General features: G+C 51.9%; 21 protein-coding genes and 2 tRNA genes. All 23 read left to right on the top strand.

Annotated elements, in window-relative coordinates; translation table 11 throughout:
• Positions 1-90 precede the first annotated feature (90 nt).
• Positions 91-735, top strand: coding sequence for an ATP-dependent Clp endopeptidase proteolytic subunit ClpP (gene clpP / locus LKE13_RS15085; protein WP_321576146.1), 645 nt, complete (start codon positions 91-93; stop codon positions 733-735).
• Between the two features lie 208 nt (positions 736-943).
• Entirely contained in the window at positions 944-2,206 is a 1,263-nt protein-coding gene (gene clpX / locus LKE13_RS15080; protein WP_227952216.1) for an ATP-dependent Clp protease ATP-binding subunit ClpX, read from the top strand.
• Positions 2,207-2,317: 111 nt separating this feature from the next.
• Positions 2,318-4,729: an endopeptidase La gene (gene lon / locus LKE13_RS15075; protein ID WP_415776545.1), complete on the top strand. Its 2,412-nt coding sequence runs from the start codon at positions 2,318-2,320 to the stop codon at positions 4,727-4,729.
• A 151-nt stretch (positions 4,730-4,880) separates the two neighbouring features.
• Positions 4,881-5,156 (top strand): HU family DNA-binding protein, encoded by a 276-nt coding sequence (locus LKE13_RS15070; protein WP_161315097.1) that lies wholly within the window; start codon positions 4,881-4,883, stop codon positions 5,154-5,156.
• A 112-nt stretch (positions 5,157-5,268) separates the two neighbouring features.
• Positions 5,269-5,345: transfer RNA gene (locus LKE13_RS15065), tRNA-Val, on the top strand.
• 400 nt (positions 5,346-5,745) lie between these two features.
• Positions 5,746-5,822: transfer RNA gene (locus LKE13_RS15060), tRNA-Asp, on the top strand.
• A gap of 215 nt (positions 5,823-6,037) precedes the next feature.
• Positions 6,038-6,403, top strand: coding sequence for an NADH-quinone oxidoreductase subunit A (locus tag LKE13_RS15055; protein ID WP_227952214.1), 366 nt, complete (start codon positions 6,038-6,040; stop codon positions 6,401-6,403).
• A complete protein-coding gene (locus LKE13_RS15050) occupies positions 6,373-6,942 on the top strand; it encodes a NuoB/complex I 20 kDa subunit family protein (RefSeq protein ID WP_415776537.1) in 570 nt (189 codons plus the stop codon). The genes LKE13_RS15055 and LKE13_RS15050 overlap by 31 nt, the downstream gene beginning before the upstream one ends.
• Before the next feature lie 20 nt (positions 6,943-6,962).
• Positions 6,963-7,571, top strand: a complete 609-nt coding sequence (locus LKE13_RS15045; RefSeq protein WP_227952212.1) for an NADH-quinone oxidoreductase subunit C — start codon at positions 6,963-6,965, stop codon at positions 7,569-7,571.
• On the top strand, positions 7,571-8,749 hold the full coding sequence (locus LKE13_RS15040) for an NADH-quinone oxidoreductase subunit D (RefSeq protein WP_227952211.1): 1,179 nt from the start codon (positions 7,571-7,573) through the stop codon (positions 8,747-8,749). Before LKE13_RS15045 ends, LKE13_RS15040 begins: the two co-directional genes overlap by 1 nt.
• On the top strand, positions 8,746-9,348 hold the full coding sequence (gene nuoE, locus LKE13_RS15035) for an NADH-quinone oxidoreductase subunit NuoE (RefSeq protein WP_227952210.1): 603 nt from the start codon (positions 8,746-8,748) through the stop codon (positions 9,346-9,348). Before LKE13_RS15040 ends, nuoE begins: the two co-directional genes overlap by 4 nt.
• Positions 9,348-10,628 carry an NADH-quinone oxidoreductase subunit NuoF gene (nuoF, locus tag LKE13_RS15030; RefSeq protein ID WP_227952209.1) on the top strand — a complete coding sequence of 427 codons (1,281 nt, stop codon included), beginning with the start codon at positions 9,348-9,350 and terminating at the stop codon, positions 10,626-10,628. The genes nuoE and nuoF overlap by 1 nt, the downstream gene beginning before the upstream one ends.
• Positions 10,629-10,654: 26 nt before the next feature.
• Positions 10,655-12,706 (top strand): NADH-quinone oxidoreductase subunit NuoG, encoded by a 2,052-nt coding sequence (nuoG, locus tag LKE13_RS15025; RefSeq protein ID WP_227952208.1) that lies wholly within the window; start codon positions 10,655-10,657, stop codon positions 12,704-12,706.
• On the top strand, positions 12,699-13,724 hold the full coding sequence (gene nuoH / locus LKE13_RS15020) for an NADH-quinone oxidoreductase subunit NuoH (RefSeq protein ID WP_227952207.1): 1,026 nt from the start codon (positions 12,699-12,701) through the stop codon (positions 13,722-13,724). The genes nuoG and nuoH overlap by 8 nt, the downstream gene beginning before the upstream one ends.
• A 75-nt stretch (positions 13,725-13,799) precedes the next feature.
• Entirely contained in the window at positions 13,800-14,288 is a 489-nt protein-coding gene (nuoI, locus tag LKE13_RS15015; RefSeq protein ID WP_227952206.1) for an NADH-quinone oxidoreductase subunit NuoI, read from the top strand.
• A 64-nt stretch (positions 14,289-14,352) separates the two neighbouring features.
• The gene (locus tag LKE13_RS15010; protein WP_227952205.1) at positions 14,353-14,967 is read left to right on the top strand and encodes an NADH-quinone oxidoreductase subunit J; all 615 of its coding nucleotides are present in this window, start codon (positions 14,353-14,355) and stop codon (positions 14,965-14,967) included.
• An 8-nt stretch (positions 14,968-14,975) separates the two neighbouring features.
• Positions 14,976-15,284: an NADH-quinone oxidoreductase subunit NuoK gene (nuoK, locus tag LKE13_RS15005; protein ID WP_161315086.1), complete on the top strand. Its 309-nt coding sequence runs from the start codon at positions 14,976-14,978 to the stop codon at positions 15,282-15,284.
• Positions 15,285-15,296: 12 nt separating this feature from the next.
• Positions 15,297-17,231 carry an NADH-quinone oxidoreductase subunit L gene (gene nuoL / locus LKE13_RS15000; RefSeq protein WP_415776544.1) on the top strand — a complete coding sequence of 645 codons (1,935 nt, stop codon included), beginning with the start codon at positions 15,297-15,299 and terminating at the stop codon, positions 17,229-17,231.
• Positions 17,232-17,234: 3 nt separating this feature from the next.
• Positions 17,235-18,746, top strand: a complete 1,512-nt coding sequence (locus LKE13_RS14995) for an NADH-quinone oxidoreductase subunit M (RefSeq protein ID WP_227952203.1) — start codon at positions 17,235-17,237, stop codon at positions 18,744-18,746.
• A 14-nt stretch (positions 18,747-18,760) separates the two neighbouring features.
• Positions 18,761-20,200: an NADH-quinone oxidoreductase subunit NuoN gene (nuoN, locus tag LKE13_RS14990; RefSeq protein WP_227952202.1), complete on the top strand. Its 1,440-nt coding sequence runs from the start codon at positions 18,761-18,763 to the stop codon at positions 20,198-20,200.
• Entirely contained in the window at positions 20,197-20,979 is a 783-nt protein-coding gene (locus tag LKE13_RS14985; protein WP_227952201.1) for a biotin--[acetyl-CoA-carboxylase] ligase, read from the top strand. The genes nuoN and LKE13_RS14985 overlap by 4 nt, the downstream gene beginning before the upstream one ends.
• A gap of 12 nt (positions 20,980-20,991) precedes the next feature.
• Positions 20,992-21,759, top strand: coding sequence for a type III pantothenate kinase (locus tag LKE13_RS14980; protein ID WP_227952200.1), 768 nt, complete (start codon positions 20,992-20,994; stop codon positions 21,757-21,759).
• Between the two features lie 8 nt (positions 21,760-21,767).
• A complete protein-coding gene (locus tag LKE13_RS14975; RefSeq protein ID WP_227952199.1) occupies positions 21,768-23,447 on the top strand; it encodes a ribonuclease J in 1,680 nt (559 codons plus the stop codon).
• Positions 23,448-23,456: the final 9 nt, after the last annotated feature.

Here is a 23,456-nt window from a genome sequence, read left to right as displayed (position 1 = left end):
TCCGGAAAATTTGAAATGCGGATTTACAGTTGCGCTTGTCATACATATATGATGACGTGGCGCAGCTGCTAAACTTAAGGAATCTCGAGAATGGTTGATGTCATCGACACCTATATGAATAATCTGGTCCCGATGGTTGTGGAGCAAACAGCACGGGGAGAGCGGTCGTACGACATCTTTTCCCGCCTGTTGAAAGAGCGGATTATTTTTGTCACTGGACAGATTCAGGACGGCATGGCTGGGTTGATTACGGCGCAGCTTCTTTTTCTGGAAGCTGAGAATCCGAAGAAACCTATTTACATGTATATCAACTCACCGGGTGGGGTCGTGACCTCCGGTCTCGCGATTTATGACACGATGCAATATATCAAGCCTGAAATTGCAACGGTCTGTATAGGTCAGGCGGCGTCCATGGGTTCCTTCCTGTTGACGGCCGGGGCGAAGGGAAAAAGATATTGTCTTCCGAATGCCCGGATCATGATCCATCAGCCTTCCGGTGGTGCACAAGGGCAGGCGACGGATATCGAAATCCAGGCCCGCGAAATCTTGAAAGTCCGGGCGCGGCTCAATAGTCTTTATGTTGAGCATACTGGGCAACCGCTTGATGTGATTGAAGCTTCCATGGAACGGGACAATTTCATGACCGCTGAAGAAGCGAAGAAATTTGGTCTTGTTGATGAAGTCGTGCTTAAGCGTCCAACGGATGCGGATGAAGAAGACAAAAAATCCAAGTAACTCCGCGGCAAAATCAGATTGTTATTTTTCGTAAAACGGGCGCGAATTGCGTCATGTTAACGAAAAGTTGAGTCAATTTTACATATTATATATCTTCGAGGTGATCAAAATGGTTTGCCGCCATTGATTTCGACGAGATGAACATTCTTGTTGTCGCCCGCAGAGACGACGGCTAATATGAAAAGTCGAACGGACTATTGGAGTATTTATGACCAAATTAAGTGGTGGAGATTCGAAAAATACCCTGTACTGCTCCTTCTGCGGCAAGAGCCAGCATGAAGTGAGAAAGCTGATCGCGGGACCGACTGTGTTCATTTGCGATGAATGCGTTGAGCTGTGCATGGATATTATTCGCGAAGAACACAAAAGCACCCTGGTGAAGACGAATGATGGCGTGCCAACGCCGATGGAAATTTGTAACGTTCTCGATGATTACGTGATCGGCCAGTTCCATGCGAAAAGAGTTTTGTCCGTTGCCGTCCATAATCATTACAAACGGCTTCACCACAGCGCCAAATCGGACGATGTGGAATTGGCAAAATCCAACATTCTACTGATTGGCCCGACAGGTTGTGGTAAGACACTGCTTGCTCAGACATTGGCCCGCATTCTTGATGTTCCCTTCACCATGGCGGACGCTACGACCCTGACCGAAGCAGGTTATGTCGGTGAGGATGTGGAGAACATCATTCTCAAGCTGTTGCAGTCTGCTGACTACAATGTAGAGCGGGCGCAGCGCGGTATTGTCTATATTGATGAGGTCGACAAGATCAGCCGTAAATCTGACAATCCTTCGATCACCCGCGATGTTTCCGGTGAAGGGGTACAGCAGGCGCTTCTGAAAATTATGGAAGGCACCGTTGCCTCCGTTCCGCCGCAGGGCGGGCGTAAGCATCCTCAGCAGGAATTCCTGCAGGTGGATACAACAAATATCCTGTTTATCTGTGGTGGCGCTTTTGCCGGCCTTGACAAGATCATTGGCTCGCGTGGAAAAGACACCTCCATCGGATTCGGCGCTTCTGTCGAGGCGGAAGAGGATCGCAATGTTGGCGAAACATTGAAGGATGTCGAGCCGGAAGATCTTCTGAAGTTTGGTTTGATTCCTGAATTTGTCGGACGTTTGCCGGTTGTTGCAACGCTTGAAAATCTTGATGAGGAAGCTCTGATCGAAATTCTGACATCTCCGAAGAACGCTCTGGTCAAGCAGTATCAGCGCCTGTTCGATATGGAAGATGTCAACCTGACCTTTACCGAAGACGCGCTGTCGGCGATTGCGAAGAAGGCGATCATTCGTAAGACTGGCGCCCGCGGCCTTCGGTCGATCATGGAGAATATTCTTCTGGATTCGATGTATGACCTCCCCGCACTCGAAGGGGTGGAGGAAATCGTTATTAATGCGGAGGTGGTTGACGGTGGTACCCAGCCTCTCCATATATATGCTGACCGGCAAGACGCAACGAGTAGCGCTTAGCTAGGTAATGTGGGAAGGGTGACCTTCCCACTGTATTTTAATTTGTAGGACCAGCATATTTTTTCCCGGCTGCTGCGGCATGTCTGAATGCCCGTCCCAAAAGGCAACATGATGATTGATACACCTCGTACGCAAATATTCCCGGTTCTTCCACTGCGCGATATTGTCGTATTCCCGCATATGATTGTCCCGCTGTTCGTCGGACGTGATAAGTCTGTTCGGGCACTTGAAGATGTGATGAAGGATGACAAGCAGATCCTGCTGGTCGCGCAAAAAAATGCAAGTCAGGATGATCCTGGCGAGGAAGATATCCACCGTGTTGGTACTATCGCGTCGGTATTGCAGCTTTTGAAGCTGCCCGATGGTACCGTGAAGGTGCTGGTTGAAGGCGGTGAGCGGGCACGAATTGACGAATTCGTTGGCAATCCCGATTTTTTCCAGGCTCATGCGGAAATTTTGGAAGATAAAGACGCGGAGACACCGGAGCTAGAGGCACTGGCACGTTCCGTTATTTCCCAGTTCGAACAGTATGTGAAGCTCAACCGTAAGATCCCGCCCGAAGTGCTTGTCTCTCTCAATCAAATCGATGAGCCGTCTAAGCTTGCTGATACAATGGCGTCGCATATGGCGCTCAAAATCTCCGAGAAGCAGGAACTGCTTGAAATCGAGAGTGCGAGCGAGCGGTTGGAGCGTGTCTATGCGCTGATGGAAGACGAAATCGGCGTCCTTCAGGTTGAGAAGAAAATCCGTAGCCGGGTCAAACGCCAGATGGAGAAGACCCAGCGCGAATATTATCTCAATGAACAGATGAAGGCGATCCAGAAGGAACTTGGCGAAGGCGAGGATGGCCGGGATGAACTGACCGAGCTTGAAGAGAAAATCGCCAAGACAAAGCTGACCAAGGAAGCGCTCGAAAAATGTAATCAGGAGATGAAAAAACTCCGGAACATGAGCCCCATGTCAGCCGAGGCGACGGTTGTTCGCAACTATCTCGACTGGATCACCAGCCTGCCGTGGAACAAGCGGACCCGTATCAAGAAGGATCTTGTCCGGGCCGAAAAAATTCTCAATGACGATCATTACGGCTTGGAGAAAGTTAAGGAACGTATCCTTGAATATCTCGCCGTGCAGCAGCGGATGAAGAAAATACGCGGCTCTATTCTCTGTCTTGTTGGTCCTCCGGGTGTTGGTAAAACTTCGCTTGGTAAGTCAGTTGCGAAGGCTACGGGGCGGAATTTCGTGCGCGTTGCCTTGGGCGGCGTGCGGGATGAAGCAGAAATTCGCGGTCATCGGCGGACCTATATCGGCTCCATGCCGGGCAAAGTTATTCAGTCGATGAAGAAGGCGAAATCAAGCAATCCGCTGTTTCTCTTCGATGAGATTGATAAACTCGGAAATGACTTCCGCGGTGATCCGTCATCCGCTCTTCTTGAAGTGCTCGATCCGGAGCAGAACGCGACTTTTGCCGATCATTATCTTGAAGTCGAGTTCGACCTTTCGGAAGTGATGTTCATTTGCACGGCGAACTCCCTTAACATGCCCGGTCCGCTCCGTGATCGTATGGAAATCATCCATCTTTCCGGTTACACAGAAGATGAAAAGGTGGAGATTGCCAAGCGTCATCTTGTGAAGAAACAGATGAAGGCTCATGGTCTGAAATCAGACGAATGGTCGATTACTGATGAGGCAATCCAAGATCTTATCCGTTATTACGCCCGCGAAGCCGGAGTTCGTAATCTAGAGCGGGAACTCGCCAAGCTATGCCGCAAATCGATTAAGGAAATCATTACTGATGGCGTAACGTCGGTTGCGATTACGTCGGATAACCTGAAAGATTATTCCGGTGTTCGCAAATATCGCTTTGGTGAGATCGAGGACACGGATCAGGTTGGTCTGACAACGGGTCTTGCCTGGACTGAAGTTGGCGGTGAGTTGCTGACCATCGAAGCGGTCAAGCTTTATGGCAAGGGCCGGATGCAAATCACCGGTAAACTTGGCGATGTTATGCAGGAATCTGTGCAGGCTGCGAAAAGTTTTGTGCAATCACGATGCATGGAAATGGGCGTTAAGCCGACCGATTTCGACAAGCATGATATCCATGTCCATGTGCCCGAAGGCGCAACGCCGAAGGACGGGCCGTCTGCCGGTGTCGCCATGGTCACGTCGATTATTTCAGTGTTGACTGATATTCCGGTGAGCAAGGATGTTGCCATGACGGGCGAGGTTACCTTGCGTGGTCGGGTTCTGCCAATTGGTGGTTTGAAGGAAAAGCTTCTGGCGGCTCTTCGTGGCGGAATCAAGAAGGTGTTGATTCCAAAGGATAATGAAAAGGATCTTGCAGAAATTCCCGACAATGTGAAAGAGGGGCTTGAAATTATCCCTGTTTCAGAAGTCTCGGAAGTTCTGAAACATGCCTTGACGAAACCTCTCGTTCCACTGAATTGGACCGAGGAGGAGCTGGCGAAAGAACTAGCTGGTGCGGCCGCTCAGCGAAAAGTTGAGGATGGTGTAACAACCCACTGACATTAATCGAAAACCGGGTCAAAACCGCAGAAAAGTTGGGGATATCTTGATTTTTCCCTTTGACCCGGAGCGGTCGACAAACTAGTATTCGACCGTCTTAAACGAATTTCTTGATATGATATGTTCAAGTCTAAATTGAAGGGGGCTTATAGTGAATAAGAATGATCTCATTGCCGCAGTAGCTGATATTTCAGGTCTGGGGAAAGCAGAAGCAGGAAAAAGTGTTGATGCAGTTCTCGAAGCGGTTTCCGGCGCCTTAAGTGGCGGCGATGAAGTTCGCCTCGTCGGCTTTGGCACGTTCAGCGTTGCTGATCGCAAAGCCTCTGAAGGGCGTAACCCGCGCACTGGCGAAACGATCAAAATTCCGGCTTCCAAGCAGCCGAAATTCAAAGCTGGTAAAGCCTTGAAGGACTCGGTCAATAAGTAACACACGTGGTTACAGACCAAAACGAAGCCAGATTCAATTTTTTGAATCTGGCTTCGTTTTTTTACTTCCAATTGCCGGTGTAGGTTGATATACACGGGCTCGCTTGGAATTAGGGTGATTAGCTCAGCTGGTTAGAGCATCTCGTTTACACCGAGAGGGTCGGGAGTTCGAATCTCTCATCACCCACCATTTCTCATTAAACGCATCATTTGTTGCAGCAGGCCCGACACCCGGGCCAGTGTGCAATTCTTTAGCTAATCCGGTGGGATTGTAGCTTTGGCTCATGCGCGCCATGAAGACTACTTTTTTTATATTGAAGCAACAAAGCTTGCTCTTAGATTAGATAGGTGCTGAGAGAAAACGGTCATAGCGCTGCGTTTATTTTGCCTTCCTAGAACTGATGTCGAATCAAACCGGGGTGCCCGCCATCAGGATTTTGGGGAACATCGAACTGGTTGCAAGAAAGTTCATATAACGTCAAAGACGCTGAAAATTGCGATGCCGTTGCGGGGGGCAAAATTTTCTTTTCAAAAACTGCTTATCCGGCTTGACATGGCGGGTGAGGTCCAATAGAAAACAGCGTCCCTGCGGGGGTGTAGCTCAGTTGGTTAGAGCGCCGGCCTGTCACGCCGGAGGTCGCGGGTTCGAGCCCCGTCACTCCCGCCACTTTTTCCCAAAATTGCGAACGATTCTCAGCTATCCCGTCATTCAACCGGGGCGGCACACATTTGGGTTCCTGCATTGTAAAATATGGCCGAATTTTGTTGCTAATTCGGTTTTCTTCCTTATAACCCGACACTATAATACCGAACGTAATTGGTAAGAGGGGTTGCCGCCAAACGGGTTGATCTTTACCCGTTTATCGTGGCAGTTTTGATAGTATGGAAGCCTTGCTTGTAGAATATTTGCCCATTCTGATCTTTCTGGGATTGGCGGTCGGGTTGTCCGCAGTCATTGTGATTGCGTCCATGGTTGTCGCAGCGCAGCATCCGGACTCTGAAAAGCTCTCGCCATATGAATGTGGTTTTGAACCTTTCGATGACGCCCGCAATCAGTTTGACGTCCGGTTCTATCTGGTCGCTATCTTGTTCATCATTTTCGATCTTGAGGTCGCCTTTCTCTTCCCTTGGTCCATTTCTCTAGGTGGGGTCGGGCTGTTTGGGTTCTGGTCGATGATGGTGTTTCTCGGGATCCTCACGATCGGGTTTATTTATGAATGGAAAAAGGGAGCTCTGGAATGGGAGTAGGTTCTGAACTGGTCGGTGCAGACACCCAACCCGGCGCACAAGATCAGGACGCGTTTTTCCGTCAGGTTGGTCAGGAGCTGGATGACAAGGGTTTTGTCGTCACTCAGGTAGACAAACTCGTCAATTGGGCCCGTACGGGCTCCCTTTGGCCAATGACCTTCGGTTTAGCCTGTTGCGCTGTTGAAATGATGCATGCCTGGCAGCCTCGATACGATATGGAGCGGCTCGGTGTTGTTCCTCGTGGTTCGCCTCGTCAGTCTGATGTCATGATTGTGGCGGGGACGCTTACTAACAAGATGGCACCAGCACTTCGCAAGGTTTATGACCAGATGGCGGAGCCGCGGTATGTCATTTCGATGGGCTCCTGCGCTAATGGCGGCGGATATTATCATTATTCTTATTCTGTAGTGCGCGGCTGCGACCGGATTGTCCCGGTTGACATCTATGTTCCCGGTTGTCCACCAACGGCAGAAGCGCTGATTTACGGTGTCTTTCAGCTGCAGAAGAAAATTCATCGCACCGGAACATTTTTGCGCTAACGGAAAGGGTCGTCAGTTACATGAATGAAGCGCTTGTAGAGCTGGGCGAGTTAATCGCGGCCGAACGTTCCGACGAAGTGGTGTCAACTAACGTCGCCTTCGGTGAGCTGACTGTTATTGTGCGCGCAGAATCGCTGGATAAGTTTCTCGAATTCCTGCGCAATGATCCGAATTGCAAATTCGAGATTCTCTGCGATGTCTGCGGGGTGGATTATCCGACGCGCGCGAAGCGGTTCGATGTCGTCTATAATCTTCTCAGCCTCCGTCATAATCAGCGGATTATTGTCAAAGCGGAAACTGACGCGAGGACGCCGGTCCCTTCTGTTGTCGGATTGTTCCCGACAGCGAACTGGTTTGAGCGCGAGGCCTGGGATATGTATGGCATTATGTTCTCCGGCCATCCGGACTTGCGCAGGATGCTGACTGATTATGGCTTCGAGGGGCACCCTTTACGCAAGGATTTCCCGCTTACGGGCTATGTGGAGCTGCGCTATAGCGAAGATGAAAAACGGGTTGTCTATGAACCGGTCAATCTGACGCAGGAATTTCGCAAGTTTGATTTTGAAAGCCCCTGGGAGGGAACTGAGTATGTTCTGCCCGGCGACGAAAAAGCAGAAGGACAGGGCTGATGGCGGAAGTCCAGATCAAGAATTATACGCTTAACTTCGGTCCTCAGCATCCTGCGGCCCATGGTGTGCTGCGCATGGTGATGGAACTTGACGGTGAAGTCGTTGAGCGGATCGATCCGCATATCGGTCTGCTTCATCGTGGCACTGAAAAGCTGATCGAGCATAAAACCTATATGCAGGCGATGCCGTATTTCGACCGTCTCGATTATGTGGCGGCGATGAGCCAAGAGCATGCCTTTGTGCTGGCGGCAGAAAAACTGCTGGGCTGTGAAGTGCCGGAACGCGGGCAGTATATCCGTGTCCTGTTTTCTGAAATTTCCCGTATTCTCAATCATATCATGAATGTCTGCGCGCAGGCCATGGATGTTGGCGCGACAACGCCGATGCTCTGGGCCTTTGTTGAGCGCGAAACATTGATGGAGTTTTATGAGCGGGCAAGTGGCGCGCGGATGCATGCCGCATATTTCCGTGTTGGCGGCGTTCATCAGGATATTTCTGAAAAGCTCGAGGATGATATTCGCACTTTTATCGAGCATTTCCCGGCTGTTCTTGACGATGTCGAGGCGCTGCTCACTGAAAACCGTATTTTCAAGCAGCGGAATGTCGATATCGGTATTGTCTCGGAAGAAGAGGCAATGGGCTGGGGGTTCTCTGGTGTAATGCTTCGGTCTACCGGGCTTGCCTGGGACCTCAGAAAAGCGCAGCCATATGATGTGTATGCAAAGATGGATTTTGATATTCCCGTTGGCCTTAATGGGGATTGTTTCGATCGCTATCTGATGCGGATGGAAGAAATGCGCCAATCCATGCGGATTATGACGCAGTGCCTTGATCAGATGAAGCCGGGACCGGTTCTTTCAACTGATCCTAAGGTTGCACCGCCACGTCGGAGCGAAATGAAAACCTCTATGGAAGCCTTGATCAATCATTTCAAGCATTACACTGAGGGTGTTAAAGTTCCTGCTGGAGAGACTTATACAGCGGTAGAGGCGCCAAAGGGCGAGTTTGGCGTATATCTGGTCTCCGATGGGTCAAATAAACCCTATCGTTGCAAGATCAGGGCGCCGGGTTTTGCGCATTTGCAAGGCATGGACTTTTTAACCAAGGGGCACATGTTGGCCGATGCGTCGGCAATTCTCGGCAGTTTGGATATCGTTTTTGGTGAGGTGGACCGGTGAGTCAGGTTATCGAAACAGGAAAAGCCTTTGAATTTACGGCTGAAAATGTCGAAAAGGCCCAGAAATTCATCGCGAGATACCCTGAAGGCCGTCAGCAAAGCGCGGTGATGCCGCTTCTTGATCTTGCGCAGCGCCAGAATGAGAACTGGCTCTCCAAGGAAGTGCTTGAGTATGTCGGGAACTACTTGAATGTCCCATATATGCGCGTGCTGGAGGTGGCAACCTTCTACACCATGTATAACCTCAAGCCTGTCGGAAAATATTTCCTGCAGCTTTGCCGGACGACGCCCTGCTGGCTGCGTGGAAGCGACGATCTGGAAGCGGTCTGCAAGAACAAGCTGGGGATCACCAATGGCGAGACCACAGAGGATGGGATGTTCAGCCTTCTCGAAGTGGAATGCCTTGGTGCCTGTGTGAATGCACCGGTCGTGCAAATCAATGATGATTTCTATGAAGATCTGAACGCTGAAAACTTCGAGGTCGTTCTGGATAAGCTAGCCAAAGGTGAGGTTCCGCCCAAGGGTCCACAGATTGATCGGACCAATTCGGCACCGGAAGGTGGCCCGACGACATTGCTTGAAAAGACGGAGGGCGCGTAATGCTGAAAGATCAGGATCGGATTTTCACTAATCTGTACGGCATTCACGACTGGAAGCTTGCGGGCGCTAAAAGCCGCGGTATCTGGGATAATACCAAGACACTCATAGAGATGGGGCAGGACGGTATTATCGATGCGATGAAGGAAAGCGGCCTTCGCGGTCGCGGCGGTGCGGGCTTTCCGACGGGTTTGAAATGGTCTTTTATGCCCAAGGAATCCGATGGCCGTCCAAGCTATCTTGTGGTCAATGCCGACGAATCAGAGCCGGGTACTTGTAAAGACCGGGAAATCATGCGCTTCGATCCGCACCGTCTGCTGGAAGGCTGTCTCGTCGCCGGTTTCGCCATGCGTGCCGTTGCGGCCTATATCTATATTCGCGGGGAGTTTGTACAGGAGGCGATCAATCTGGAGATTGCCATCCAGGAAGCCTATGACGATGGGCTGATCGGCAAGAACGCCTCTGGTTCCGGCTATGATTTCGATATTTATCTGCATCGCGGCGCCGGCGCTTACATTTGCGGCGAGGAAACGGCTCTGATCGAGAGCCTTGAAGGCAACAAGGGTCAGCCACGACTGAAACCGCCATTTCCTGCCAATGTCGGTGTCTGGGGCTGTCCGTCGACCGTAAACAATGTTGAGAGTATCGCCGTTGCGCCTGAAATTCTTCGGCGCGGGGAAGGATGGTTCTCCGGTCTTGGCCGCCCAAACAATACCGGCACCAAACTCTTCTGTATTTCTGGCCATGTGAACAAGCCCTGCAATGTCGAAGAGGAAATGGGCATTCCGCTCAAAGAGCTGATCGAAAAGCATGCGGGCGGTGTTCGGGGTGGTTGGGATAACTTGCTGGCCATTATTCCCGGTGGGTCTTCCGTTCCTATGTTGCCGAAAGATATCTGCGATACGATGCTGATGGATTTCGATAGTTTGCGCGATGCCCAGAGCGGGCTCGGTACGGCTGCCGTCATTGTCATGGATAAATCGACAGATGTGATCCGGGCGATTGAGAGGCTCTCCCATTTCTATAAGCATGAAAGCTGTGGCCAATGCACGCCGTGTCGTGAAGGCACTGGCTGGATGTGGCGGGTGATGCAGCGCCTTGTCTCCGGCGATGCGGAGGTTGAGGAAATTGACATGCTGATCAATGTATCAAAACGGATTGAAGGTCATACCATCTGCGCCCTTGGTGACGCGGCGGCCTGGCCAATTCAGGGACTGGTGCGGCACTTCCGCCCGGTTATTGAGGAACGTATTAAATCACGGAAGGCTGCACGGGCGGCCTGAGGGCTGGACCGCGTGGGGAGTGAAGAATGCCGACACTTACAGTAGATGGTGTAGAAGTTACAGTCGATCCGGGAACCACGGTCCTTCAGGCCTGTGAGGAAGCGGGCGCGGAAATCCCGCGCTTTTGCTATCATGAGCGGTTGTCGATCGCCGGTAATTGCCGCATGTGCCTGGTGGAGATGGAAAAGGCTCCGAAGCTGATCGCCTCCTGCGCAATGCCCGCTGGCGATGGTATGGTCATTCACACCAATACCCAAAAGGTGAAAGAAGGCCGTGAGGGGGCCATGGAATTCCTGCTGATCAATCATCCGCTTGATTGCCCGATTTGCGATCAGGGCGGTGAGTGTGATTTGCAGGATCAATCGATGGCGTATGGCTCCGGCAACAGCCGCTATCATGAAATGAAGCGCGCCGTTACAGAAAAGAATATGGGGCCACTCATCAAGACGACGATGACTCGCTGTATTCACTGTACACGTTGCGTGCGATTCGCGACGGAGGTTGCGGGAGTTGAGGAACTTGGCGCTATTAACCGTGGTGAAAATATGGAGATCGCGACCTATCTTGAGCAAGCGCTCGATAGCGAACTCTCCGGTAATATCATTGACTTATGCCCGGTTGGGGCGCTGACATCGAAGCCCTATGCATTTACGGCACGCCCGTGGGAGCTTTCCAAAACCGAGAGTATCGACGTGCTCGACGCCGTCGGGGCGAATATCCGGGTTGATAGCCGCGGCAAGGAAGTCATGCGCTTTTTACCGCGCCTCAATGAGGACGTGAACGAAGAGTGGCTTTCGGACCGGTCGCGCTTTTCTTACGATGGCCTGAAAGCTCAGCGACTGGATACCCCCTATGTTCGCAAAGACGAAACACTTCAGCCCGCAAGCTGGGGCGAGGCGTTCGATGCTATCGCCGCCAAGCTGGAGGGCGTCGAAGGGGCGAAGATTGGAGCGATTGCCGGGGATCTGGCCTGCGCCGAGAGCATGATCGCGCTGAAAGACCTGATGAATCTACTGGAATCGCCGAATATCGATTGCCGACAGGATGGCGCTGCGCTGACGACGGAAAGCCGGAGCGGGTATCTCTTTAACACGACCATCGCCGGAATTGATGAGGCGGATGCGCTTTTGATCGTGGGTAGTAATCCACGTCATGAGGCGGCCTTGATCAATGCCCGCATTCGCAAGCGTTGGAAAGCGGGTAACTTCCCGGTTGCGCTGATCGGTGAGCAAGTCGATTTGACCTACAGCTATGATTATCTCGGTGCCGGTCCTGCGACCTTGAAGGAAGTGGCTGAAGGTAAGCATTCTTTCGCCGAAACCCTTAAAAAGGCCGAGCGTCCGATGATTATTGTCGGGCAGGGCGCGCTTAGCCGGAATGATGGCGCGGCGGTTCTGGCGTTGGCGAAGAAAATTGCCGATGATTACGGTTTTGCCTCTGATGATTGGAACGGCTTTAACGTTCTTCATACGGCGGCCGCACGGGTTGCTGGTCTTGATCTCGGCTTCGTATCAGGTGAAGGCGGCAAGAGTGCGAGGGAAATGCTGGACGGGTCGCTTGATGTGCTGTTCCTGCTGGGGGCCGATGAAATCAATACATCAAAGCTTACAAATAGCTTCGTAATCTATCAGGGCAGCCACGGGGATGCCGGGGCAAGCGCCGCCGATGTCATCCTGCCGGGTGCGGCCTACACGGAAAAAGATGCCACTTGGGTCAATACGGAAGGCCGGGTTCAGCTAGGTCGGCGAGCCATCTTCCCGCCGGGTGACGCAAGGGAGGATTGGACGATCCTCCGGGCGCTTTCTGAAAAACTCGGGAAAACGCTTCCTTACAACACGATACGGGAACTTCGAGAGAAGATGATTGAGGTGGCGCCTCACTTTGCCGATATAGATCAAGTGACTTCCGCTGACTGGGGGGCATTCGGCACGGACGGGGCAATAGACGATGCGCCTTTCGTCAACCCGATCACGGATTACTATCTGACGAACCCGATTTCCCGTTCGAGCCGGATTATGGCGGAATGCAGTGCGACTTTCTCTAAGGTAAAGGGTGAGGGGACCGGTACAAATGGCTGAGTTTTGGGATATTTATCTTCTCCCGGCCCTGATTATTGTCGGCCAGATCCTGCTGATTGTTGTGCCGCTCTTGGTTGCGGTGGCTTATCTGACGCTGTATGAGCGTAAAGTCATGGCGGTGATGCAGCTCCGTAAGGGGCCGAATGTGGTGGGTCCGTTTGGATTGCTGCAACCACTCGCGGATGGTGCGAAGCTTTTCTTCAAGGAAACAGTCGTTCCGACAGGCGCGAACAAAATACTGTTCCTGCTTGCTCCTATGGTGACCTTTATTCTTAGTTTGATTGCCTGGGCGGTCATTCCCTTTGACGAAGGATGGGTGCTTGCGGACATCAATGTGGGCGGACTTTACCTGTTTGCGATCTCCTCTCTCGGTGTTTACGGCATTATTGTTGCGGGCTGGGCGTCTAACTCCCGATATCCTTTCCTTGGTGCCCTCCGCTCCGCAGCGCAGATGGTGTCATATGAAGTGTCCATCGGGTTTGTGATTGTGACGGTGCTGCTCTGTGCGGGAACCCTTAACCTTTCAGGTATTGTAGAATCGCAAAAAGGCGACCTCGGCCTTTTGAACTGGTGGTTTATACCGCTTTTCCCGATGTTCATTATTTTCTTCATCTCGATCCTGGCGGAAACGAACCGGCATCCATTTGACCTTCCCGAAGCAGAGGCGGAGCTGGTTGCGGGGTATCAGACAGAATATTCGTCGATGGCGTTTGCGCTCTTCTTCCTTGGTGAATACGCCAACATGATCCTGATGAGCGGAATTTGTACGGTGCTGTTTCTGGGTGGCTGGTTGCCGCCGGCGGATTGGGCGATCTTCACCTGGATCCCGGGGATCATTTGGTTTGGCATCAAAATTGCGATTTTGCTGTTCGTCTTTATCTGGGTTCGGGCGACGCTACCTCGGTATCGTTATGATCAATTGATGCGACTTGGCTGGAAGGTGTTTTTGCCCTTCTCCTTGTTATGGGTAGTTTTGACGGCTGGTTTCCTTGTCTATTTCGACATGGTTCCGGCATAAGGCAAGTTTTAGTAACCGTCGGCGCCGGAATTCGGGCGACGGCAAGAAATGAGATAGTGAAAAGGCTGTTTTAAAATGAGCTTTATCGACAAACAGGCGCGTAGTCTGCTTCTGGCGGAGATTGTCACCGGTCTGGCGACAACGTTCCGCTATATGTTCAAGACGAAGGCGACCATCAACTATCCATATGAAAAAGGACCCTTGAGCCCGCGGTTTCGTGGTGAGCACGTCCTGCGGCGCTATCCCAACGGGGAAGAGCGGTGCATTGCGTGTAAATTGTGTGAGGCGGCATGTCCCGCACTTGCTATCACAATCGAGGCAGAGCCGCGTGACGATGGTAGCCGACGCACTACTCGCTACGATATTGACATGACGAAATGCATCTATTGCGGTTTCTGTCAGGAAGCCTGCCCGGTTGATGCCATTGTAGAAGGGCCGAATTTCGAATTTGCGACGGAAACCCGCGAAGAGCTTTTCTATGATAAGGAGAAGCTGCTTGCGAACGGCGACCGCTGGGAGCAGGAAATTGCCCAAAACCTTGTTGCGGAAGCGCCTTATAGATAATCGAAAGTAAGATTGTGACAGCCATGCGAAAGACGGATCTAAATATCACGGGAAGAGGGGCGCGATGATTATCTCGACAATTGCCTTCTATCTTTTTGCGGCGATGACTATTGCCTCGGCATTTATGGTGATCTCGGCGAAGAACCCGGTTCATTCCGTGCTTTATCTTATCCTCGCCTTCTTCAATTCGGCGGCTCTGTTCGTGCTTCTAGGAGCTGAATTTATCGCGATGATCCTTGTCGTGGTGTATGTGGGCGCTGTGGCGGTCCTTTTCCTATTCGTTGTCATGATGCTCGATATCAATTTCGCTGAATTGCGTCAGGGCTTTTTGCAGTATCTGCCAATCGGAGGCCTGATCGGCGTGATCCTGTTGATTGAATTGATACTGGTGGTTAGTGGCTGGGCGCTCTCACCGGAGGCAATACAGGTTGGATCGCAGGTGGCACCTGTTGTGTCGGACCTTACCAATACGGAGCAGCTGGGGCACGTTATTTACACGGACTATGCCTATTTGTTCCAGATTGCGGGCATGATCCTGCTGGTGGCGATGATCGGGGCGATCGTGTTGACCAACCGGTCCCGACCGGGCGTTCGCAAACAAAATATTGCCCGGCAGGTATATCGCCGTCCTGAAGAGTCGATGGCGGTTCGTAAAGTCGAGCCTGGACAAGGCGTGTAGGGGGAAACATGGAAATCGGTCTTGCTCATTACCTGACGGTGTCCGCGATTTTGCTGACCCTGGGTATTTTCGGCATCTTCCTGAACCGGAAGAATGTCATCGTGATCCTGATGTCGATCGAGTTGATGTTGCTTGCTGTTAATATCAACCTTGTTGCTTTCTCTGCTTATCTGGGCAATCTGGTTGGGCAGGTGTTCGCGCTGTTTATTCTGACCGTTGCGGCCGGTGAAGCAGCGATCGGGCTTGCTATTCTCGTCGTTTACTTCCGAAATCGCGGCACTATCGCGGTTGAGGACATCCATCACATGAAGGGTTAAGACAAAATCATGATGTACGTCCTCATCGTTTTCCTGCCGTTACTTGCGGCGCTGATTGCCGGGCTGTTCGGCCGCGCTATCGGGGATCGCGGTAGCCAGTTGATCACATCCACTGCCGTTATTATCAGCGCCATCCTGTCATGGGTCGCGCTTTACCAGATCGCGTTTCAGCAGACGACAGAAGTGATCGAGTTGATGACCTGGATCGATTCAGGTGATTTCGATGTCGACTGGATGCTCCGGATTGACAGTCTGACTGCCGTTATGTTGGTAGTGGTGAACACGGTTTCCGCCGTCGTGCATGTTTATTCCATCGGCTATATGTCGCATGACCCCCATAAGCCGCGTTTTATGGCCTATCTGTCGCTCTTTACCTTTGCGATGCTGATGCTGGTCACCTCCGATAACTTCGTACAGCTTTATTTCGGCTGGGAAGGGGTTGGCCTCGCAAGTTATCTGCTGATTGGCTTCTGGTACAAGAAACCTTCTGCTAATGCCGCTGCGATCAAGGCGTTTGTTGTCAACCGTGTTGGTGATTTCGGCTTTGCTCTTGGTATCATGGGCATTTATCTTGTCTTTGATTCCGTCAGCTTCGATGATGTCTTCTCCGCCGCACCGAGCCAGGTCGGACAGCATTTCGAGTTCCTTGGCTATCAGGTTGATGTCCTGACAACGCTCTGCCTGCTGCTCTTCGTTGGCGCGATGGGTAAATCGGCCCAGCTCGGCCTGCATACCTGGTTGCCGGACGCCATGGAAGGCCCGACACCAGTATCTGCTCTTATCCATGCGGCGACGATGGTGACGGCCGGTGTCTTTATGGTAGCACGCTGCTCGCCACTATTCGAATATTCGCCTGACGCCTTGATGGTGGTGACAATCGTCGGCGCTTCGACCTGTTTCTTCGCGGCGACCATCGGATTGGTACAAAATGATATCAAGCGCGTGATCGCCTATTCAACCTGTTCTCAGCTCGGCTATATGTTCTTCGCGCTCGGGATTGGCGCCTATCCGGCGGCGATTTTCCATCTCTTCACACATGCCTTCTTCAAGGCGCTATTGTTCTTAAGCGCAGGCTCCGTTATTCATGCGGTTTCTGATGAGCAGGACATGCGCAATATGGGCGGCCTGTGGAAGCATATTAAAGTCACCTATGCAATGATGTGGATCGGGTCTCTTGCGCTTGCCGGTATTCCGCCTCTTGCGGGTTACTACTCAAAGGACCTGATTATCGAAAGCGCCTTTGCGGCCCATACTGGGGTTGGTGAGTATGCCTTCTGGGCTGGTGTTGCCGCCGCTCTCTTGACGGCCTTCTATTCAGGTCGCCTCATCTTCATGACGTTCCATGGCAAGCCGCGCGCCAGCAAGGAAGTGATGGCCCATGTTCATGAAAGCCCCAAGGTGATGCTTATTCCGCTGGGTGTCCTGGCGCTCGGCGCGATTTTCGCTGGCATGCTATTCGCCCCCTACATGACCGGGGAAGAACATTACAAGGAATTCTGGGGAGCCTCCATCCTGATGCTGGAGAACAGCACGGCAATGATTGATGCGCATCATGTGCCGCTCTGGGTCAAGTTGCTGCCGCTGGTTCTGGGTGTCTTCGGGATTGCCCTGACGTACCAGATGTATATCCGCCGGACGGATATTCCGGTGCAGCTCGCCAAGACCCATTCAGCGCTTTACCAGTTTCTGCTCAACAAATGGTATTTTGATGAGCTTTACGATTTCGTCTTTGTCCGGCCTTCGAAAGCTATCGGCCGGTTCCTCTGGACCTTTGGCGATGGCAAGGTGATTGACGGACTGGGTCCGAACGGAGTTGCCGGTCGGGTACTGGTGTTGGCGCGGCGCGCCTCCCAACTCCAGAGCGGCTATGTGTATCATTATGCATTTGCCATGCTTCTCGGCGTCGTTGCTTTTGTTTCTTACTTTTTCTTTGCGGGTGGACATTAAGTCATGCTTGATTGGCCAATCTTATCAACGGTGACATTTCTGCCCCTGATCGGGGTAGTGCTTATCCTGCTGACCAGCGGCAAGGAAGAGTCGGCGGCGCGTAATGCCCGTTGGGTTGCGCTTTGGACAACCCTGTTCACCTTCGTCATTTCGCTCTTTATCTGGATTAATTTCGATAATAATACTGCGGCGTTCCAGTTCGTGGAAAAGAGCAGCTGGCTGGGTAATAACATAAACTATCATATGGGTGTGGACGGTATTTCGATGCTGTTCATTATCCTGACAACCTTCCTGATGCCGCTTTGTATTTTGGCGAGTTGGGAGGCGATTACCGTTCGCGTGCGGGAATATATGATCGCGTTCCTGGTGATGGAATGCCTGATGATCGGTGTTTTCTGCGCACTTGATATGGTTCTGTTCTACCTCTTCTTTGAGGCCGGATTGATCCCGATGTTCCTGATTATCGGAATATGGGGCGGTGGACAGCGCGTTTATGCCAGCTTCAAGTTCTTCCTCTATACCCTGATCGGCTCTGTGTTGATGCTGGTGGCGATGATTACAATGTATTTCATTGCCGGCACGACGGATATCCCGACCTTGATCAACTTCAGTTTTGATCCGCATTTGCAGCTATGGCTGTGGCTCGCGTTCTTTGCCTCTTTCGCGGTGAAGGTGCCGATGTGGCCGGTACATACTTGGTTGCCTGATGCTCATGTGCAGGCACCGACGGCGGGCTCGGTCATTCTGGCGGGCGTGCTTCTGAAGATGGGGGGGTATGGTTTCCTGCGATTCTCTATCCCGATGTTCCCAGAAGGGTCCGAATATTTTGCGCCGCTTGTCTTCGCGCTCAGTGTTATTGCAATTATCTACACATCGCTTGTGGCGCTTGTGCAGAAGGATATGAAGAAACTGATCGCCTATTCCTCCGTTGCGCATATGGGTTTTATTACCATCGGAATTTTTACCTTCACCCAGCAGGGGCTGGAGGGCGGCATTCTGCAGATGATCAGCCATGGTATCGTCTCTGGCGCGCTGTTCCTCTGTGTGGGCGTGGTATATGATCGGCTGCATACGCGTGAGATTTCTCGCTATGGCGGCCTTGTTAATCGGATGCCGCGCTATGCGTTGATTTTCCTGATCTTTACAATGGCGACAATCGGTCTGCCCGGTACCAGCGGGTTTGTGGGTGAATTCTTGATCCTGGTTGGTGCCTATCAGGTCAGCACAACGGTGGCCTTCTTTGCGACTATCGGCGTTATTCTTGGCGCGGCCTATAGCCTCTGGCTCTATCGCAGGGTGGTCTTCGGTGAATTGGTGAAGGATGACCTTAAAAATATTATGGATGTTGGTCGGCGGGAGATCCTGATTTTCGCCCCGCTTATTCTGGTGGCTTTCTGGATTGGTATTTATCCAGAGCCATTCTTGGACGTTATGCATGCTTCTGTCATCAATCTGATGGATCAGCATGAGACGGCCATGCAGGCCAGCAAAACAATACTCAACGCGGCTAAGTAGGTAGGTTTAAAGAAATGGTTTTGCCTGATTTTTCAATCGCACTTCCGGAAATATTCCTCGCCTGTGCCGCCATGGCGCTCTTGATGATCGGCGCGTTTCGGGGAAACAAGTCGACAAGCCTGATTTCCTGGCTGTCGGTACTGTCTTTCATTGTGGCCGGGCTGTTAGTCCAGTTTGACGGATACAGCACCATTACCACATTCGGCGGACTTTACCGCGACGATGCCTATGGGGTCTTTATGAAGACGCTGTGCCTTGGTGCGTCCGCCTTTGCCATCATCATGTCGATTGATTTCAATAAGCGCGAGAAGCTGGTTCGCTTTGAGTTCCCGATCCTGATCGTGATTGCTACGCTTGGTATGATGGTCATGATTTCGGCAAATGACCTGATGACCATGTATATGGGTATCGAATTGATGAGCCTGTCACTCTATGTGACAGCGGCCTTCAAGCGCGACAGCGTCCGCTCGACCGAGGCGGGCCTTAAATATTTCGTTCTTGGGGCCCTTTCCTCGGGCATGCTGCTCTATGGTGTTTCCCTGATCTACGGCTTTACCGGCACGACAAACTTCGATGTTCTCGCCAACCTCTTCACCAGCGGAGAAGAAGAGGCGGGCATCGGCCTTCTGATCGGCATGGTCTTCATGATTGCGGGCCTTGCCTTTAAGGTGTCCGCTGTGCCGTTCCATATGTGGGCGCCTGATGTTTATGAAGGGGTGCCGACGCCGGTGACGGCCTTTTTCGCGGCTGCGCCGAAAGTGGCGGCAATCGCCCTGTTCCTGCGCGTATTCGTTACTCCCTTTGGCGAACTGGTCGAACAATGGCAACAGATTATTGTTTTCGTTTCCATCGCCTCGATGGTTCTTGGTGCCTTTGCTGCGATCAACCAGAAGAATATCAAACGGCTGATGGCCTATTCCTCCATCGGGCACATTGGCTATGCACTTGTTGGTCTTGCCGCAGGGACCGAAGAAGGGGTGCGGGGCGTCCTGATCTATATGTCGATCTATGTGGTGATGAATATCGGGACTTTTGCCTGTATCCTTTCAATGCGTCATCGAGATGGTATGGTTGAGGATATCTCGGAGCTTGCTGGCCTCAGCAAGACGCAGCCTTGGATGGCGTTCTTCTTCCTCATTTTCATGTTCAGCTTGGCAGGAATTCCGCCGCTTGCAGGTTTCTTCGGGAAATTCTACATTTTCATCGCGGCGGTCAATGCCGGGCTTATTCCGCTTGCCGTGATCGGCTTGGTTACCTCTGTTGTCGGTGCTTATTATTATCTTCGGATTGTGAAGATCATGTACTTCGACGATCCGACGGAAGGATTTGAGCCGGCTAGCCGTACACAGTCGATCATCATGGCGGCGTCGGGGCTGTTTATTGCCTTCTTCGTCATCTTTCCGGGACCGCTGCTTGATGGCGCCCAGGCTGCGGCGGCTGTGCTATTCCCGTGACCCAGACTTCCGATGGCAGGATTGATCTCCCGCCGTTTTATACGCTTACGGTCCTTGAAACGACGGGTAGCACGAATATCGAGGCTCTCAAGCTTGCAGATGCTGGAGATGCCGAAGGAGCTATCGTCTGGGCGAAAAGGCAGGAGCGGGGCGTTGGTCGACGTGGTCGGCAATGGTCAAGCCCCGAAGGCAATCTGTATTGTTCGTTGGTAATACGCCCTGAATGTGATCCGTCTTCTGCCGCGCGCCTTTCCTTTTTGACGGCACTTGCCATCCGCCGGGCCGTCTCTGAATTTGTGAATCCCGATGTTGATGTCCGGCTTAAATGGCCAAACGATGTCCTTATTAACGGGCATAAGTCGGCGGGCATTCTTCTTGAGAGTAAAACGAAACCCGATGGGCAGATGAGCTATGTCATTGTCGGGACGGGGGTTAATATCGCAACCTATCCGGAACATACGGATGGGCTACCTGCGATCTCCCTTAAAAAGGTTGGGGCGGATGTGTCTGTTCCTGAGGTCCTATCGGCATATGCGAAGGCCTTCTACGATCTTTATATGATCTGGAAACGCGAAGGATTTGCTCCAATCCGGAAGGAATGGCTGGCTAATGCAACAGGGCTCGGTGGCCGAATAACTGTAAAACTTTCCAAGGAGACGCTGGAAGGTGTGTTCACGGATTTGGATGAAAACGGCGCGCTGATCCTTTCGATGGATAATGGTGAAAGAAAACTGATCACAGCGGGAGAAGTGTTTATAGTTCCCTCAGCCCGTACTTAATAGGAGGCCTTGATGTTACTGGCGATTGATGTCGGAAATACGAACATAACCTGCGCGGCCTATAAAGAGCGGGAATTGGTCAATGAATGGCGGATATCAACATCTGCCTCTCGCACTGCCGAGGAATATGGCGTCTGGCTCAGTCAGGCAATGGCCATTGACGGACTACATCTGAAAGATGTGAAACATGCAATCGTTGCGACGGTTGTCCCGGAAACATTATTCAATATCAAGGGCTTTTGCAGGCGCTATTTTGGGGTGACCCCGCTCGTAATTGGGGAGCCGAATGTCGATCTTGGCATGACGCCGTTGATCGATCGTCCGTCGGAGGCCGGGGCGGATCGTCTCGTCAATGCTGTGGGTGCCCACTCCCTCTATGGCGGCCCGCTTGTTGTGATCGACTTTGGCACAGCAACAAACTTCGATGTTGTCGATGAGACAGGAAATTATATCGGCGGTGTTATTGCGCCCGGTGTTAATCTCAGCCTTGATGCGCTTTACCGGGCGGCAGCTAAACTCCCCCGTATCGCTGTGGAAGCGCCTGGTCGCGTGATTGGCAAGAATACGATTGAATGTATGCAGGCAGGCATTTACTGCGGATATATCGCGATGGTGGAGGGGCTCGTCAGCCGTATCCGCGCAGAATATGGTTCGGACATGAAAACGGTGGCAACCGGTGGTCTCGCGCCGCTCTTCTCGAAGGGTACGGATAAGATTGAGATCGTTAATGGCGATCTCACGCTTGCCGGATTGGTTGAAATTTTTTATCGAAATAGCTGAAAGTCTTTATGACCAAACTTGATACGACGCTTAAGGAAGGCCTTTATTTTCTCCCGCTCGGCGGTAGCGGAGAGATCGGCATGAACCTCAATCTTTATTGCTGTAACGGTAAATGGTTGATGATTGATTGCGGGATTTCCTTCGCCGATGATCGCGCGCCGGGCGTTGATGTCATTGTGCCCGATCCAGGCTGGATCGCAGATCGCCGTGATGATCTTTTGGCGATTATTGTCACCCATGCGCATGAGGACCATGTCGGCGCCGTTGCACGTCTCTGGCCGCAGTTTCGCTGCCCTGTGTATACCAGCCCCTTTACGGCCGAGATACTTGCACTCAAACTAGCGGAGGAGGGACTCGGGGACGAGGTGGAAGTGAATGTAATTGCGCCGGGCAGTTCCATGGCCATTGGCGACTATCATATCGATTTTGTCGACCTGACCCATTCTATCCCGGAGATGCAGGCCCTGATGATTACGACGCCCTATGGCCGGGTGTTGCATAGTGGCGACTGGAAACTCGATCCCGATCCCGTCGTTGGCCCCGCGAGTAATCTTGCCAAGATGCAGAAAGTCTCCGAAGCGGGCGTCCTCGCCATGATTTGTGATTCCACAAATGTTTTTAAAGAAGGCGTCTCCGGCTCCGAACTTGCAGTTCAGGAAAGTCTTGACGCGCTGCTGCGAAATATTCCAACGGGCCGCATTGCCGTCACAACCTTTGCCTCCAATATCGCCCGCCTCAAGACCATCGCTTATGTAGCGGAGCGTCACGACCGACATGTCGTCCTTGTTGGCAGATCATTACACCGTATGACGGGGGCCGCCAAAAAAGCGGGTTACCTTAACGACTTACCGCCGTTTCTTGATGAGAAAAATGCAGGACATATTCCGCGCGATAAAATCCTGCTGCTCTGTACGGGAAGTCAGGGGGAGCCCCGCGGTGCCATGGCCCGCATTGCACGTGGGGAGCATGCCCATATCGAACTTTCCGAAGGTGATACTGTCATTTTTTCCTCTAAGGTTATACCGGGAAATGAAAAATCGCTTTACGGACTACATAACCAATTAACGGAATCCGGTGTTAATGTGATCACCGAAGCCGATGAATTTGTTCATGTTTCCGGTCATCCCGCGCGGGAAGAGCTGACCGATATGTACAGGATTGTGAAGCCAAAAATTGCGATTCCGGTGCATGGGGAGGCGCGTCATATCCGCGCGCATTGCGAGTTGGCATTGTCCCTTGGTGTTGAACAGGCTATTGAAATTACAAATGGCAATGTCTTGAAGTTGGCTCCAGGTAATGCCGAAATTATAGATGATGTCCCTTCAGGTCGGCTCGCGGTCGATGCGGGTGGTCTGACGCCGCTTGACGGGGAATTCCTGACAACCCGTCGGCGCCTTGTTTATAATGGCAGTGTAAGCGGGGTTGTCATCGTCAATGAAAAGGGCCAGATAACGGAAGATCCGATCATTCGCCTGCGGGGTGTGTTGGATGAAAATTTGTTTCCTGATTTGCAGAAAGAGTTACGTGAGCAGATAAAAATCAACCATAGTAAGCTGAAAAATCAGGATAAAATGGATGATGATCGGGTCGAGGAAACGGCGCATAACGCGGTGCGGCGGGTTTTTCGCCGATTGGCCGGTCGGCGGCCGATAACTGATATTTACGTAATCAGATTTGAAGAAGAATAAGGATTAAAG

Origin of the sequence: Sneathiella sp. HT1-7, from assembly GCF_020731145.1 — a bacterium.
Lineage (GTDB): Bacteria > Pseudomonadota > Alphaproteobacteria > Sneathiellales > Sneathiellaceae > Sneathiella.
Note: the sequence above shows the minus strand (reverse complement) of the source record. Positions and strands in the feature narration are given on the sequence as shown.

Excerpts from the sequence above, each read along its gene's own strand:
- clpX (WP_227952216.1), top strand. The coding sequence starts at position 944 with ATGACCAAATTAAGTGGTGGAGATTCGAAAAATACCCTGTACTGCTCC.
- clpP (WP_321576146.1), top strand. The coding sequence starts at position 91 with ATGGTTGATGTCATCGACACCTATATGAATAATCTGGTCCCGATGGTT.
- LKE13_RS14995 (WP_227952203.1), top strand. The coding sequence starts at position 17,235 with ATGCTTGATTGGCCAATCTTATCAACGGTGACATTTCTGCCCCTGATC.
- nuoN (WP_227952202.1), top strand. The coding sequence starts at position 18,761 with ATGGTTTTGCCTGATTTTTCAATCGCACTTCCGGAAATATTCCTCGCC.
- LKE13_RS15050 (WP_415776537.1), top strand. The coding sequence starts at position 6,373 with ATGGAAAAAGGGAGCTCTGGAATGGGAGTAGGTTCTGAACTGGTCGGT.
- LKE13_RS15045 (WP_227952212.1), top strand. The coding sequence starts at position 6,963 with ATGAATGAAGCGCTTGTAGAGCTGGGCGAGTTAATCGCGGCCGAACGT.
- nuoK (WP_161315086.1), top strand. The coding sequence starts at position 14,976 with ATGGAAATCGGTCTTGCTCATTACCTGACGGTGTCCGCGATTTTGCTG.
- lon (WP_415776545.1), top strand. The coding sequence starts at position 2,318 with ATGATTGATACACCTCGTACGCAAATATTCCCGGTTCTTCCACTGCGC.
- nuoL (WP_415776544.1), top strand. The coding sequence starts at position 15,297 with ATGTACGTCCTCATCGTTTTCCTGCCGTTACTTGCGGCGCTGATTGCC.
- nuoI (WP_227952206.1), top strand. The coding sequence starts at position 13,800 with ATGAGCTTTATCGACAAACAGGCGCGTAGTCTGCTTCTGGCGGAGATT.
- LKE13_RS15055 (WP_227952214.1), top strand. The coding sequence starts at position 6,038 with ATGGAAGCCTTGCTTGTAGAATATTTGCCCATTCTGATCTTTCTGGGA.
- LKE13_RS15010 (WP_227952205.1), top strand. The coding sequence starts at position 14,353 with ATGATTATCTCGACAATTGCCTTCTATCTTTTTGCGGCGATGACTATT.
- nuoH (WP_227952207.1), top strand. The coding sequence starts at position 12,699 with ATGGCTGAGTTTTGGGATATTTATCTTCTCCCGGCCCTGATTATTGTC.
- LKE13_RS14980 (WP_227952200.1), top strand. The coding sequence starts at position 20,992 with ATGTTACTGGCGATTGATGTCGGAAATACGAACATAACCTGCGCGGCC.
- nuoF (WP_227952209.1), top strand. The coding sequence starts at position 9,348 with ATGCTGAAAGATCAGGATCGGATTTTCACTAATCTGTACGGCATTCAC.
- LKE13_RS15040 (WP_227952211.1), top strand. The coding sequence starts at position 7,571 with ATGGCGGAAGTCCAGATCAAGAATTATACGCTTAACTTCGGTCCTCAG.
- nuoG (WP_227952208.1), top strand. The coding sequence starts at position 10,655 with ATGCCGACACTTACAGTAGATGGTGTAGAAGTTACAGTCGATCCGGGA.
- LKE13_RS14975 (WP_227952199.1), top strand. The coding sequence starts at position 21,768 with ATGACCAAACTTGATACGACGCTTAAGGAAGGCCTTTATTTTCTCCCG.